The 14,297-nt window shown below is 70.9% G+C and carries 11 protein-coding genes; 9 read left to right on the top strand and 2 right to left on the bottom strand.

Annotation, left to right across the window (positions count from 1 at the left end):
• Positions 1 to 488: 488 nt before the first annotated feature.
• Entirely contained in the window at positions 489 to 1,142 is a 654-nt protein-coding gene (locus ABZV94_RS13520) for a TetR family transcriptional regulator (RefSeq protein WP_356340379.1), read from the bottom strand.
• A 243-nt stretch (positions 1,143 to 1,385) separates the two neighbouring features.
• Between ABZV94_RS13520 and ABZV94_RS13515 the strand changes: the two genes are divergently transcribed.
• The 3 genes from ABZV94_RS13515 (at position 1,386) to ABZV94_RS13505 (ending at position 6,571) form a co-directional block, all read left to right on the top strand.
• Positions 1,386 to 4,607, top strand: a complete 3,222-nt coding sequence (locus ABZV94_RS13515; protein WP_356340377.1) for a cytochrome P450 — start codon at positions 1,386 to 1,388, stop codon at positions 4,605 to 4,607.
• Between the two features lie 159 nt (positions 4,608 to 4,766).
• Positions 4,767 to 5,813, top strand: a complete 1,047-nt coding sequence (locus ABZV94_RS13510) for a zinc-binding dehydrogenase (RefSeq protein WP_356340376.1) — start codon at positions 4,767 to 4,769, stop codon at positions 5,811 to 5,813.
• Positions 5,814 to 5,920: 107 nt separating this feature from the next.
• Positions 5,921 to 6,571 (top strand): TetR/AcrR family transcriptional regulator, encoded by a 651-nt coding sequence (locus ABZV94_RS13505; RefSeq protein ID WP_356340375.1) that lies wholly within the window; start codon positions 5,921 to 5,923, stop codon positions 6,569 to 6,571.
• Here the strand turns inward: ABZV94_RS13505 and ABZV94_RS13500 are convergent.
• Complete coding sequence (locus tag ABZV94_RS13500; RefSeq protein ID WP_356340373.1) at positions 6,537 to 7,175, bottom strand: TetR/AcrR family transcriptional regulator; 639 nt, start codon at positions 7,173 to 7,175, stop codon at positions 6,537 to 6,539. The two genes, ABZV94_RS13505 and ABZV94_RS13500, sit on opposite strands and share 35 nt — an antisense overlap.
• A gap of 138 nt (positions 7,176 to 7,313) precedes the next feature.
• On the opposite strand from ABZV94_RS13500, the gene ABZV94_RS13495 reads away from it, so the two are divergent.
• From ABZV94_RS13495 to ABZV94_RS13470, 6 genes are all read left to right on the top strand, one after another.
• The gene (locus ABZV94_RS13495; RefSeq protein WP_356340372.1) at positions 7,314 to 8,459 is read left to right on the top strand and encodes a VOC family protein; all 1,146 of its coding nucleotides are present in this window, start codon (positions 7,314 to 7,316) and stop codon (positions 8,457 to 8,459) included.
• Complete coding sequence (locus tag ABZV94_RS13490) at positions 8,456 to 9,430, top strand: fumarylacetoacetate hydrolase family protein (RefSeq protein WP_356340371.1); 975 nt, start codon at positions 8,456 to 8,458, stop codon at positions 9,428 to 9,430. Before ABZV94_RS13495 ends, ABZV94_RS13490 begins: the two co-directional genes overlap by 4 nt.
• Positions 9,427 to 11,034: a bifunctional 3-(3-hydroxy-phenyl)propionate/3-hydroxycinnamic acid hydroxylase gene (locus ABZV94_RS13485; protein WP_356340370.1), complete on the top strand. Its 1,608-nt coding sequence runs from the start codon at positions 9,427 to 9,429 to the stop codon at positions 11,032 to 11,034. The genes ABZV94_RS13490 and ABZV94_RS13485 overlap by 4 nt, the downstream gene beginning before the upstream one ends.
• A 16-nt stretch (positions 11,035 to 11,050) precedes the next feature.
• Positions 11,051 to 13,084, top strand: coding sequence for an acetoacetate--CoA ligase (locus tag ABZV94_RS13480; RefSeq protein WP_356340368.1), 2,034 nt, complete (start codon positions 11,051 to 11,053; stop codon positions 13,082 to 13,084).
• Complete coding sequence (locus ABZV94_RS13475) at positions 13,081 to 13,428, top strand: DoxX family protein (RefSeq protein ID WP_356340367.1); 348 nt, start codon at positions 13,081 to 13,083, stop codon at positions 13,426 to 13,428. The genes ABZV94_RS13480 and ABZV94_RS13475 overlap by 4 nt, the downstream gene beginning before the upstream one ends.
• A gap of 72 nt (positions 13,429 to 13,500) precedes the next feature.
• Positions 13,501 to 14,205, top strand: a complete 705-nt coding sequence (locus tag ABZV94_RS13470; protein ID WP_356340366.1) for a hypothetical protein — start codon at positions 13,501 to 13,503, stop codon at positions 14,203 to 14,205.
• Positions 14,206 to 14,297: the final 92 nt, after the last annotated feature.

Below are 14,297 nucleotides of genomic sequence, written 5' to 3'. Positions count from 1 at the left end.
TGTCCTCGTGCTGGCCGTCCCCGGTCCTCGCAGTAACCGCGTCTCTGTACAGTCTTTTTGAATCCGACGACGCCCTTCCGGTGGCCCTCCCCGGATGACTCGAAGCACCAGGAGTAAGAGGTGCGACCTGAGGCAGGAACACGGACGTCTGCGCCTCGGTGTTCACCACCGTGGTGAGTGGATGCCCGCAGCCGTGGCGTCGAGGGCGGCCGGGTCGATGCCGGCCTCGGTCGGGATGTTCGCCGCGACTCCGCGGCCGACGGGCGCCACCTCGCGCTCACGGCGGTAGTACCGGGCGGCATCGCCGCCTCGGACGTGGTCATTTCATGGGTCAGCGTCACGCGGCTGCCGTGCAGAGGCTGCGGAACCACCCCGCCGGGTGGTGTGCCCCGATGTGACGGGGGTGGCTCCCGCATGTCGCAGCCTGAGATCACCCGACTGCGGGCGCGGCTCAGGGCCAGTGCCTGCGGCGCCTCAGTAGGTGTTGCTCAAAGGCCGGCGCCTCGGCCGTCACGATCGCCGGTGAGCCGGCTTTCCAGACCTGTGATCAGCGTGTCCATCACGAGGCGGAACATGCGGTCCTGGTCAGGGCCTTCAGGAACGGCGTCCGCGGCATCAGGGTCAGCACCCCCGTCACCGTCCTCGCCCTCGTCGAAGCCGGGGGGCTTGAGGGTGGACCACTGGTGGAGCGAACCGTTGAGTTCGGCGGTGAGGACACCTGTGACGACGGCGACCATCAGCGCCGCGATCTCCGACACCTCTGACCGCGGAACCCCGGCGGCCTCCACGATCGCGGTGAGCGCGGTCCAGAACGGGTCGTCGGCCTGGATGAAGTCGGGCTGGTGGCTGAACGAGTAGGCCATCAGCTCGGGGTGACGGTGCGCCAGGGTCCGGAAGTCCGTGGCGAGCAGGCGGATGCGCTCCTGCCAGGGGGCGTCCTCAAGCGTCACGGTGCGGAACCGGGCGCCGACCATTCTCGTCACGCCACGCAGCACCGCTTCCTTGTTCGGCACGTGGTGGTACAGCGACATCGGGTTCGCGTCGAGCTCGGTGGCGAGTTTGCGCATGGTGAGCGCCTCGACACCGTCCGCGTCGATCAGCCGCAGGGCGGCGGCGTAGATCCCGGCCTCGGTCAGAGGCACGTCCCTCTTCCTCGTTCCCCGCGGGGGACGCCTCACCTTCTTTTCCATACCTCGTACGGTATCAGTTTCGTACGCCGTATGGAAATGACCCGGATCACAGCACTCACCGGGACGGCGGGGCTTGCTTCACATTTCCATACGTCGTACGGTACCAATTCCATACGGCGTATGTTTCCGTACGGCGCCACGGCATCGACCTACGCGGCGCGCCCTTGCCCATCCCCCTCCGCAGAGGAGCAAGACATGACCACGCACTCCGCGAACGACCTTCGCCCCATCCGGTCCCCGCGCGGGATCCCCCTCCTCGGCAACACGCCGCAGATCCCCGACACCAATCCGGTGGAGTACTTCGGTGAGCTGTCCAAGCAGTTCCCCGAGGGCATCTACGGCATGGACATCGCCGGCATCGAGCAGGTCTTCGTCTACGACCCGGACCTGGTGGCCGAGGTCTGCGACGAGACGCGGTTCTTCAAGCAGATCGACAAGACGCCGCTGAGCCATGTGCGGGACTACACGGGGGCGGGCCTGTTCACGGCCCACCAGCACGAAGAGGAATGGGCCATGGCCCACCGGATCCTGCTGCCGGCCTTCAGCCAGCGGGCCATGAAGACCTACTTCGGTCAGATGCTGGAGATCGCCCAGAACCTCGTCGGCAAGTGGGAGAGCCGGGAGGGTCAGCCGGTCGCCATCACCGACGACTACACCCGGCTCACCCTGGACACCATCGCCCTGTCCGGCTTCGGCTACCGGTTCAAGTCCTTCGACAAGGAGGAACTGCACCCCTTCCTCAACTCGCTGCTGGAGGCGCTGATCGAGTCGATGCGGCGCTCCCAGGAGCTGCCGGTGATGACCAAGCTCCGCAAGGCGGACGACAGGAAGTACCGCCAGAACATCCAGCTGATGCGCGACCTGGTCGAGAGCGTGATCAAGGAGCGCCGCGAGGGGAAGGGCACCGGCGAGGAGGACCTGCTCGGCCTGATGCTTCAGGCCACCGACCCTGAGACCGGCAAGCTGCTGGCGGACGACAACGTCCGCGACCAGGTGGTGACCTTCCTGATCGCCGGTCACGAGACCACCAGTGGCCTGCTGTCGTTCGCCACGTACTCGCTGATGCGCAACCCGCACGTCCTGGCGCAGGCGTACGCCGAGGTCGACCGCCTGCTGCCCGGTGACACGGTCCCGGACTACGACACGATCATGCGGCTCGACGTGATCCCGCGGATCCTGGAGGAGACCCTGCGCCTGTGGGCTCCCATCCCGCTGATCGCCAAGGCGCCCATCGACGACACCGTCATCGGCGACCGGTACGAGCTGAAGAAGGGAACCAGGGCCAACATCCTCATGGGCGCGCTGCACTCCCACCCCAAGGCGTGGGACCGGCCGGAGGAGTTCGACATCGACCGGTGGCTGCCGGAGAACCGCGCCCAGCAGCACCCGCACGCCTACAAGCCGTTCGGCAACGGTGTGCGTGCCTGTATCGGCCGGCAGTTCGCGCTCACCGAGGCCCGCCTGGCGCTTGCGCTCGTGCTGCAGAAGTTCAGGTTCTCCGACACCACCGACTACAAGATGGACGTCCGCGAGGCGCTGACGCGCAAGCCCGGCGACTTCCAGTTGGTCGTCCGTAAGCGTCAGGACCACCAGCGGACCGTCTTCGGCGCCGCGGACCTGCAGACCGGCCACACACAGGCGCAGGCAGCGGTCAGCGGTGTCGGGGTGAACCTGACCGTCGCCTACGGCTCCAGCCTCGGCTCGTGCGAGGACCTGGCCCGCACCATCGCCGACCGCGGCGAGCGCTCCGGCTTCGGCACCACCCTCGTCAGCCTGGACGAGCTGGGTGACAACCTGCCCACCGAGGGCCTGCTCGCCGTCGTCGCCGCCAGCTACAACGGCAAGGCCCCCGACAACGCCCAGCGCTTCGACGACCTGCTCGCCGCCGGACTGCCCGAGGGCTCACTGTCCAACGTGCGGTACGCCCTGCTCGGCGCGGGCAACACCCAGTGGGTGGCCACCTACCAGGCATTCCCCAAGCGGATCGAGGAAGGACTGCTCGCCGCCGGCGCCACCCCCGTCGTCGAGCGCGGCATCGCGGACGCCGCCGGTGACTTCGACGGCATGGCCACCCGCTGGATGGACAACCTGTGGGCCACCCTGGCCGAGGAGTACGCCGCCGACACCTCCCAGGCGAGCGGCCCCCGCTACGAGGTCCAGCTGCTCACCGAGTCCGACGTACGCCCCGCCATCGTCTCCGAGCAGGCGTACCCGCTCACCGTGGTGACCAACGACGAACTCGTGGCCGACGCGACCGGCCTGTGGGACTTCCAGATCGAGCCGCCGCGCCCGTCCGCGAAGTCCATCACCTTCGAGCTGCCCGAGGGCGTCACCTACGACACCGGCAACCACCTGGCCGTCTTCGCCAAGAACGAACTCGCCCTGGTGGAGCGCGCGCTGAGGCGGCTCGGCGTCGACTACGACCAGGTGCTCCGGCTCGACCAGCCGGCCGGTGGCCGCACCCACCTGCCGGTAGGCACCCCGGTCACCGCCGGCATCCTGCTCACCGAGTTCCTGGAGCTGCAGGACGTGGCCACCCGCTCCCAGATCCAGACGCTCGCCGAGCACACCGAGTGCCCGTGGACCCGGCCGCAGCTCCAGGCGTACACCGCCGACACCGAGGAGGCCGAGGAGCGCTACCAGAAGGAGATCCTCGGCAAGCGCGTCTCGGTGCTGGGCCTGCTGGAGCGCTTCGAGGCGGTCGAGCTGCCGCTGGCGGTCTTCCTGGAGATGATGGGCCCGATCCGGCCGCGCTTCTACTCCATCTCCTCCGCCCCGTCCGCCAACCCGCGCCACGTCCGGCTGACCGTCGGCCTGCTGGAGGGGCCGGCCCTGTCCGGCGACGGCCAGTACCGCGGCACCTGCTCCTCCTACATCGCGGCCCTTGAGCCCGGTGACGTCGTCTACGGCTACGTCCGCGTGCCCTCCCCCACCTTCGCACCGCCCGCCGACCCCGCCACGCCGCTGATCCTCATCGGCCCCGGCACCGGCATCGCGCCGCTGCGCGGCTTCCTGGAGGAGCGGGCGACACAGCACGCGAGCGGCACCCAGGTGGGCCTGTCCCAGGTGTTCGTCGGCTGCCGTCACCCGGAGCACGACTACTTCTACCGCCAGGAGATGCGGGACTGGGAGCAGTCCGGCATCGCCCAGGTGCACACCGCCTACTCGGCGGTGACCGGCCACCCGGCCCGGTTCGTGCAGAACGCCATCGCCAACGCCGCCGACACGGTGTGGCAGGCCATCGAGGACGGCGCGTACATCTACGTCTGCGGTGACGGCCGCCGCATGGCCCCCGCCGTCCGCGAGGCACTCGCCGCCATCCACCGCCAGAAGACCGGCAGCGACGACGAGACCGCCCAGCAGTGGCTCGCCCGGCTCGAAGCGGACGAGCGCTACCAGCAGGACGTCTTCGCCTGACCGTCGCCCGCCGTCAAGGCGCGCTGCCCCCAGCCGCCGGGAGGCGTGCGGACGTCCTGCCTCCCCCGCACGCCTCCCGGCCCCACCAGCCGTTCAGACACCCCATGGCACCCCTGGCCCGGACCACCGGGCCGTGCCGCTCACAGAAAGCAGATCACCATGGACACCATGCTCGCCGGACGCTTCCACCTGGACAGCAAGAAGTTCGCCGTGGAGGAAGTCCCCATCCCCGTGCCGGGGCCGGGCGAGGTCCTCATCGAGGTGAAGGCCGCCGGCGTCTGCCTCTCCGACGTCCACCTGCTCGACGGCTCCCTGGTCCCGCTGTTCGCCACCTCCGACACGGTCACCGTCGGCCACGAGGTCTCCGGTGTGATCCACACACTCGGCCCCGGCCTCAAGCGCGGCCTGCCCGTCGGCACCCGCGTGACCCTGGAGGCCGGCAAGACCTGCGGCACCTGCGCCGGATGCGTGCGCCACCGCCCCTGCACCCGGATGCTCACCGCCGGCATCGACTACGACGGCGGCTGGGCCGAGTACGTCGTCGCCCGCGAGGACACCCTCATCCCCATCCCCGACAGCCTCCCCTTCGACCAGGCCGCGATCATTCCCGACGCGGTCTCCACCCCCTACGCCGCCGTCGTCGCCACCGCGGGCGTCCGGGCCGCCCAGTCCGTCGGCGTCTGGGGCGTGGGCGGAGTCGGCGCCCACAACGTACGCCTCGCCCGCCTGGTCGGCGCCGCCCCGATCATCGCCGTCGACCCGCTGCCCGGCGCCCGCGAGCGCGCCCTCGCCTTCGGCGCGGACCTCGCGCTCGACCCGGCCGCCCCCGACTTCGCCGACCAGGTCCGCGCAGCCACCGGCGGACGCGGCCTCGACTTCGCCTTCGACTGCGCCGGCGTACCCGCCGTCCGCGACCAGGCAGCCTCCGTGCTCGGCCTGGGCGGCTCCCTGATCCTGGTCGGCATCACCCCCCGGCCACTGACCATCACCGAGGGCCTGACCTTCAACTACCTGCAGAAGCAGGTGCGCGGCCACTACGGCGGCTTCCCCGAGTCCGTCTCCGAGCTGGTGCGGCTGACCGCCGCCGGACGCCTGGACCTGGCTCCCTCGATCACCGACCACATCCCGCTCGTCGAGGCCGCCGACGCCGTCCACCGGCTGGAGCACAAGATCGGGGACCCGATCCGCCTCGTCCTCGTCCCCTGACGCCCTCAGCGGGACGACAAGCCACCCTGGGCAGGGGTGAGTGGGCGCCGGTGCGTGAGGGAGCACCGGTGCCCACGGCTTTCCGGCAACCGTGGAGAGAAAGACCCATGCAGACGACCGACACCCCGGGACGTGCTTCGCGACGCAAGGACGCTCACTCCAACCGCCGACGCATCCTCGCGACCGCCCGGCGGACACTGCGGGAGGACCCGGACGCGAGCCTCGACAGCATCGCTCAGGCGGCCGGCGTCGCCCGGCGCACCCTCTACGGACACTTCCCCAGCCGGCAGGCGCTGATCGCCGACCTGGCGCGGGAAGCGGGCCATGAGCTCCGGCAGGCGTTCGCCGCGGCGCGGACCACGGATGCCGACCCGACGGAAACGATGACACGGATGGTGCTGGCGGCATGGACGGTGGGCGACCACTACCGGACGCTCATCACCTTGGGACGGCGCCATCTGGGAGAGGACGAGATCCGCGCCACCCTCGCACCGGCCCGCGCCGAGGCCGTCGCAACCCTACGGCGCGGTCAGCGCGAAGGCGTCTTCGCGGACCACCTTCCCGCACCCGTGCTCGCCCAAGCTCTGGAGGCACTGATGCTGGCCCTCGCCGAGGAGAACGCCGCATGCCGGTGGGCGGACCCCCTCGGTGAGGCGGCGGCAACCGCGTTCCTCGTCGCCGCCGGCGTAGCACCGCGCAGGGCCGCGCTTCAGGTGCGGCAGGTCATCGGGCGAGGTCGGGCAGCGGCCGACGGGTGACCTCGTGGGCGTCGTCGGCAGGGAGGCCGAGCATGCGCAGGACCATCTCGGCCAGGTCGGAGGCGGCCTGGTCGCCGTCGAGGTCCGGGCGGTCCAGCCGCAGAGCCACCAGGGACAGCAGGGTGCCGCCCAGGGCGGACAGGGCGGTGGTGGCGTTGCCGCAGGTGAAGCGGCCTGAGGCGATGCCGATCTCCAGGTCGCGCAGGGCGCGTGGGGCGAGGCCGCTGTCGGAGTGGATGTGGGCCAGGCCGCGGTCGCGCAGGATGCGCATGAGTTCCGGGTGGGAGTCGGCCATCCGGGCGGTGAGCCGGAAGCCGGCCGCGACCAGCTCGGCCGGGTCGTCGATGCCTTCCACGCGCTCGTCGATGACCTGCCCGAACTCCTCCAGGGCGTCCGACACCGCCGCGTCGAACAGCTCCGTCTTCGACTCGAAGTGGTTGTAGAAGGACCCGAAGCCGACGTCGGCGCGCTCCGCGATGGCCTGGATGCTCGCGCTGGTGTCCCCGGTCTCCGCGAGGATCTGCCGGGCCGCGCGGACGAGCGCCTGGCGGGTCTCGGCACGGCGTCGCTCGAAGCGGTTCTTGGGCGGGGCTGACGTCGGCATGCGACCCAGTGTAACCGTCGCCACGATGACTCTGCCATTACTGATGAGATCCTCAATTATTTGGGCTGCACCCATTGACGATGAGAAACCGCAGAGTTGATGATTTCCTCATTACGGCAGCGTTACTTGGAGGACACCATGTCCCACATCCCCGTTGACAAGGGCGGTCCTCTGACGCCCCACCAAGACCTCCACAGTGAGCAGGGCGCCCTGCGCGGTGAACACCCCGGACGAGCCCGGAATCCCGTGATCAAAGTGGCGGATCTGGCCTGGCTGGAGTTCGAGAAGCCGGACCTGGACCGGGCCGAGGTGTTCGCCCGCGACTTCGGCTTCGCGACCGCCGCCCGCACCGATCAGGAGCTGTGGCTGCGCGGCACGTTCGCGGGCTCGCCCTGCATGGTCATCCGGCGTGGTCGCGCCTCCCGCTTCCTCGGGCCGGCGTTCCGCGCGGCCGAGCGGACCGATGTGGACCGGCTCGCCGCCGCCGTCGGACACACCGTCCGGGACATCGACGTCCCCGGCGGCGGCCGGTCGGTCGCCCTGTTCGATCCCTCGGGACTCCCGGTCCGGGTGGTGCACTGCGCCGAACCGCTTCCCGCGCTGCCCGGGCAGCAGCCGCTCATCCTCAACACCGGCATCGAAGGCCGTCGTACGAACACCACCCAGCGCCCGCCCCGTGAGCCGTCCCGCATCCAGCGCCTCGGCCATGTGGTGCTGGAGACACGGACGTTCACCCGCACCCTGGACTGGTACCTGGACACCCTTGGCATGATCGTGTCCGACTTCCTGTTCCTGGACGGGCAGCGCGAGCGCGGGCCGACCATGGCGTTCATCCGCTGCGACCAGGGCAGCGTGCCCGTGGACCACCACACCCTCGCCCTGCACCTCGGGCCGGGAACCGGCTACGTCCACTCCGCCTACCAGGTCACCGACCTCGACGCGATCGCCGCCGGCGGCGAGTACCTGGCCGAGCGCGGCTACCAGCGCAGCTGGGGCATCGGCCGGCACATCCAGGGCAGCCAGCTCTTCGACTACTGGCGCGACCCCGACCGCTTCATGCTGGAGCACTTCGCCGACGGCGACCTGTTCTCCTGCGACCTCGAACCCGGCTGGGCGCCGATGTCGGCGAGCGGCCTGGCCCAGTGGGGCCCGCCCGTCACCCGCGACTTCCTGGGCGCCAACCCCTCCCCCGCCAAGCTGCGCGAGGTCATGACGGCCCTGCGCGACGACAACGAACTCGACCCCGCCCGCCTGCTGGGCCTGATGAAAGCGATGAACTCATGAGCATCAACGTGCTGCGCGCCCGTGGGGGCACCTCCCGCTCGAGCGGAGCCGAGAGTGGGGGAGGCTGGTGGGCCGTCCGGGACGACCGCGCCGTCCGCATCGAGACCAAGGCGGTCACGACCGCCGAACTGCTCGCCGACCGGGCCGCCGTCCGGGAGGCCGCCGCCTCCGGCGAGCGCGGCACGCCCGTCGCCGACCTGGTGGCGCTGCCCCCGGTCACCACCCCCTGCCGGGTGGTCGCCCAGATGGTCAACTACCGCAGCCACGCCAAGGACTCGGGCTTCACCGGTGACATACCGCCCACCTTCTTCCGCAAGGCGTCCGGCTCGGTCAGCGGCCCGCACGACACGATCGTCCGCCCCACGCACGTGAACTTCCTCGACTACGAGGTCGAACTCGGCCTCGTCATGGGCGCGACGCTCCCGGTGGGCACGGTTGTGGAGGAGCAGGACCTTCCTTCGTACGTCGCCGGGCTCGTCCTCACCAACGACGTCAGCGCCCGCGACGTCCAGCTGACCAAGACCCAGTTCTACGAGAGCAAGTCCTACCCGACCTTCACGCCGACGGGTCCGTACCTGGCCCTGCTGGAGCCGGAGGACTTCGACCGTCTGATCGACCTGCGACTGCGGCTGTCGGTGAACGGCGTGACGCGTCAGGACCGCACCCTGGCCGACATGATCGTGCGGCCAGCGCAGGCGCTCACCCTGCTCGCCCGTTTCCAGACCCTCGACCCGGGCGACCTGCTGCTGACCGGTACGCCCGGCGGCACCGCCCTGAAGGCCCCGCCCAAGCCGGTCGAGAAGATCGCCGCGCTGCTGCCGCCCGCGCTGAAGTGGAAGGCGTTCTTCAACGGCCAGGCCAAGAACCCCCGGTATCTGCGCGACGGCGACCTCGTCACCGCCACCATCGCCACCCCCGACGGGCGGATCGACCTGGGCGAGCAGCGGACCGCCGTGGCGGACGCGACGTGAGCGCCACCACCCGCAGACCGGTAGTGATCATCGGCGCGGGACCCGTCGGCGTCACGGCCGCGCTCCTGCTCGCCCGGCACGGAGTGCCCAGCCTGCTCCTCGAACGCCACCGGGACCCTTACCCCCTGCCGCGCGCCGTCGTCGTGGACGACGAGGTTCGCCGGATCCTGCAGAGCGTCGGCGTCCACGAGGAGTTCGCCACCATCGCCCGGCCGGCGCCCGGGTTGCGGCTGCTGGACGCCCGGCGCCGCGTGATCGCCGAGTTCCCACGGTCCCTGCACGGCCACCACGGCTTCCCGCAGACCAGCATGTTCGACCAGCCACAGCTGGAACGGCTGCTGCGCGACGCCCTGGCCCGTCGCCCCGAGTGCGAGCTGCGAGGCGGGGTGGAGGTCGTGTCCGTCAGCCAGGACACCGACCGAACGGCTCCGGTCCGGGTCACCTTCCGCCGCGACGGCAGCGACGAGGACGAGCACGTGTGGGCCGACGCCGTCCTCGGCTGCGACGGCGCGGGCGGCATCACCCGCGACGCCATCGGCGCCGTATGGGAGGACCTGCATTTCGAGGAGAGCTGGCGGGTCATCGACGTGCGCACCAGCCTCCCGGTGCGCACCTGGGAAGGCGCCGAGCAGATCTGCAGCCCCACCCGCCCGGCCACCTTCATGCGAGTCGGCGAGGACCGCTACCGCTGGGAGTTCCGGCTGGCCGAGGGTGAGCCCTTGGACGGCCCGGAAGGACTGGAGCGGCTGCACGAGCTGGTGGCCCCCTGGGTCGACCTGCCGTCCGCCGCCCACGGGGGCGGGGACGACGACTTCGAGGTGATCCGGCAGGCGCAGTACACCTTCCGGGCCCGCCTCGCCGACCGGTGGCGCCGTGGACGCGTCTTCCTGCTGGGCGACGCGGCCCACCTCACCCCGCCCTTCATCGGGCAGGGCCTGTGCGCGGGCCTGCGCGACGCCCGCAACCTCACCTGGAAACTCGCCCGCGTCCTTCGGCAGGGCGCGGACGACCGACTGCTGGACACCTACCAGCAGGAGCGCAAGCCGCACGCCCGCCACGTGATCCGTGTCGCGGTCGCCGTCGGCTGGGCCATGACCGGCGGACAGGACCGCGGTGCGGCCCTCCGCCGGGCCGTGGTGGGCGCGGCCTGCCGCATCCCCGGTGTGGCCGCGGCGGTGAGCCGCGACCTCAGCCCCGCACTGACCGCCAATCCGCTGGTACGACGCCGCCCCCGGCTGACCGGCCGCTCACTGGCCGGCACCTTCTGCCCGCAACCGTGGGTGACCGTCGACGGCAGGCGAGAGCGCCTCGACGACATCCTCGGGGACTCCTTCACCGTGCTGACCGCCCTGCCGCCCACGGCACGGATGACGGGCGTGGGCGCGGCCCTGGGCGCGTCCGTGATCCATGTCGGCGACCTGGACGACGACGGCACGCTGGCCGCCTGGCTGTCACGCGGCCGGGCGGACGCCGTCCTGCTGCGCCCCGACCGCGTCGTGATGGACACCGTCCCCACCGGCACCGGCGACTTCACCGACGCCGCCGCCTGGGCTCGCCTGCTGCACACGGCCCGCCGCCCCGCCGAAGCCCGGCCCGCACCCTGACGAGGAACACAACACCATGACCACCCCGCACTCCACGCCCCGTCCGGAGCCCTTCCTGCCGCCCGACCCGAAAGCGGCCGCCGGCAGCCGCATCGTGGACTTCGCCCGCTGGGCCACCCGGCACCAGGGCGCCGAAGGGATATCGGACCCGACCGACTACCAGGCCCTGCACCACTGGTCCGTCACGGACCTGGAAGGATTCTGGGCGGCGGTGTGGGAGTACTTCGGCATCGACGCCACCACTCCGTACGAGCGGGTGCTGGCCGAGGAGACCATGCCCGGCGCCCGCTGGTTCCCCGGCGCCACCCTCAACTACGCCCACCACGCACTGCGCAACCTGCACCCGGACTCCCCCGCGATCACCGCACTGGACGAGACCGGAGCCGCCTACGAGATCACGGGCCGGCAGCTGCGCGCCCAGGTCGCCTCCGTCGCGGCCACCCTGCGCGACCTGGGCGTCGGACAGGGCGACCGGGTGGTCGGCTACCTGCCCAACACCCCCCACGCCGTCATCGCCTTCCTCGCCACCGTCAGCCTGGGCGCGGTGTGGTCCGTGTGCGGCCAGGACTACGCGCCCAAGGCCGCCGCCGACCGCTTCGCCCAGCTCGAACCCACGGTGCTCATCACCGCGGACGGCTACCTCTTCAACGGCGCCCGCCACGACCGCCGCGCCGCCTCCCTCGACCTGGCCGCCGCCCTTCCCACGCTCAAGGCCACGGTCCTCGTGGATCACCTGGGCCTCGCGTGGCCCGCGACCCGGGCCGCGAGGCTGACGGTTCCCTGGGAGGACGCGGCCGGCCGCGCCGAGTACCTCGCCATCGCCCCGGTTCCGTTCGACCACCCGCTGTGGATCGTCTTCTCCTCCGGCACCACCGGGCTGCCCAAAGGCATCGTCCACGGTCACGGAGGAGTCCTGCTGGAACACCTCAAGATCCTCGGCCTGCACTGCGACCTGGGCGTCGGTGACCGCCTGCTGTGGTACACCACCACCCACTGGATGATGTGGAACCTGGTCGTCTCCACCCTGCTGACCGGTGCCGCCACCTGCACCTACGACGGCAGCCCCGCGCCGGTGGCGCGCCCGGACGTCCTGTGGGAGCTGGCGGCCCGCCACAAGGTCACCGTCTTCGGCACCAGTCCCCAGTACCTGCTGGCCATGGCCAAGCTCGGCGTCGAACCCCGCACGCACGACCTGTCGGCGATCCGCGTCATCGGCTGCACCGGCTCCACCCTGCCCGCCTCCGCCTACCCCTGGGTCCGCGACCACGTCGGGGCAGCCGTCCAGCTGGCCTCCACCAGCGGCGGCACGGACGTCGTCTCCGGCTTCGCCGGCAGCGCCCCCACCACCCCGGTGTGGGCGGGTGAACTGTCGGCTCCCAACCTCGGCGTGGCGCTCGCGGCGTACGACGGCGCGGGACAGCCGGTCGTCGACCAGGTCGGCGAACTGGTCGTCACCCGGCCCATGCCGTCGATGCCGCTGTACTTCTGGAACGACCCCGACGGCAGCCGCTACCGCGACGCCTATTTCTCCGCCTACCCCGGCGTGTGGCGGCACGGCGACTGGATCACCCTCACCTCGCACGGCTCGGTGATCGTCCACGGCCGCTCCGACGCCACCCTCAACCGCAACGGCGTGCGCCTGGGCAGCGCCGACATCCACGACATCGTCGAACGCCTCCCCGAGATCGCCGAGGCCCTCGTCATCGGCGCGGAGGAACCCGACGGCGGCTACTGGATGCCGCTCTTCGTGGTCCTCGCCGACGGGGTCGGTCTGGACGAGTCCCTGTGCGAGAAGATCCGCGACGCGATCCGCACCGGCGCCTCACCCCGCCACGTCCCCGACGAGATCCTCGCCGTGCCGGCCATCCCGCACACGAAGACCGGCAAGAAGCTCGAGGTCCCGGTCAAGCGCCTCCTTCAGGGCGCGCCCGCCGAGCAGGTCGTCAATCCCTCCGCGGTCGACGACCCCGACCTGATCGCCCACTTCGCCGGCCTGGGAGCCGAACGCCGCCAGGCCCGTCGTCCGCACACCCCCGAAGGCGCCTCGTGATCCTCTCCGCCTCGCTGACCTGCCTCCTCGCGCTGATCTTCGCCCTGCTGGGCGTGGCCAAGATCCTGGCCCTGGGTCCGATGCCCGAGCTGGCCGCCCACGCCGGCTTCACCACCGCGGCCTACCGGGTCATCGGCGGGCTGGAGCTGGCGGGCGCCATCGGCGTGGCCCTCGGCCCGGTCGTACCGCTGTGCGGCGGCCTGGCCGGTATCGGGCTGCTACTGCTGCTCGCCGGTGCCGTGACCACGCACGTACGCAAGGGCGACGGGCTGACGAAACTCCTCCCCGCGGTGACATGCGCGGCCCTGGTCGCCTGGTGTCTCGTCCTCCTCGCCGGCCTCTGACCCGTTCCGGGGGGCTGCCGGCGGCCACTCGTCCTGTTAGCGAGCCCACGGCGGGGCTGGCAGACTGACTGTGTGGTTCCGCTGATGGTCGCGGCGGATCAGATCGCGTCCTCATCGCTTACCGGCGCCAGTGTGGTATCAGTCTGCGCACTGCTCTTCACCGTCGCGTCGTTCTGGTGGCTCAACGCCCGACAGGGACGCCTGAAGGCGTGGGAACCTCACGCCTTCGCGGCCATCATCCACGGTTCCACGGCACGCCTACGACTGCCGCTCGTCCTGCACAACACCGGTCCCCAACCGATCGTCGTGCAAGACCTCGTCCTGACCTTCCCCGATGAGCCCGCCTCTCATCTGCCCCTCCTGTGGGTGTCCTCCCCGTCCCGGCTCCAACCGGCGCCGGACGAGGAGACGAAGCTGCCCGCCGGATTCGTCGTGCCCGGCAGAGAAGCGCAACAGCTCTTCCTTGAGTTCGAGGCACCGTTCTCCGGATTCCTCCCGGAGGCCCGTGACTACAAGGCCCAGATACAGGTGCGGGTCGGCCACCGCAAGGGCTGGCGCCCCTTGCTGACGTTCAGCTTGAGGGCCGCCAACATCATCGATCCGGATCACTACACCGTCTACAACAACGCACCGGTCGAGCTGACGAAGGAAGACCAGAAAAGAGCGGATGCCGCGCTCCTCGAACTGCTGGAAGAGCACGGGGACGACTCCCCTCCGGGCGGCAGGAGACAGGGAGACCCTCCGCAGGGCGAAGGAGACGCCGACACCAGCCGCTGACATCGCCGTCCGTCCTCTGACGTGGACGGGTCCGACTTGCCGCGAAGGCCGCTCATGACATGACAGCGCTGGGGAGGGAGCGCAAGCTGGGA

The organism is Streptomyces sp. NPDC004658, from assembly GCF_040609555.1.
GTDB lineage: Bacteria > Actinomycetota > Actinomycetes > Streptomycetales > Streptomycetaceae > Streptomyces.
The sequence above is the reverse complement of the archived record's forward strand: the minus strand, read 5'-3'. Positions and strand labels throughout refer to the sequence as shown.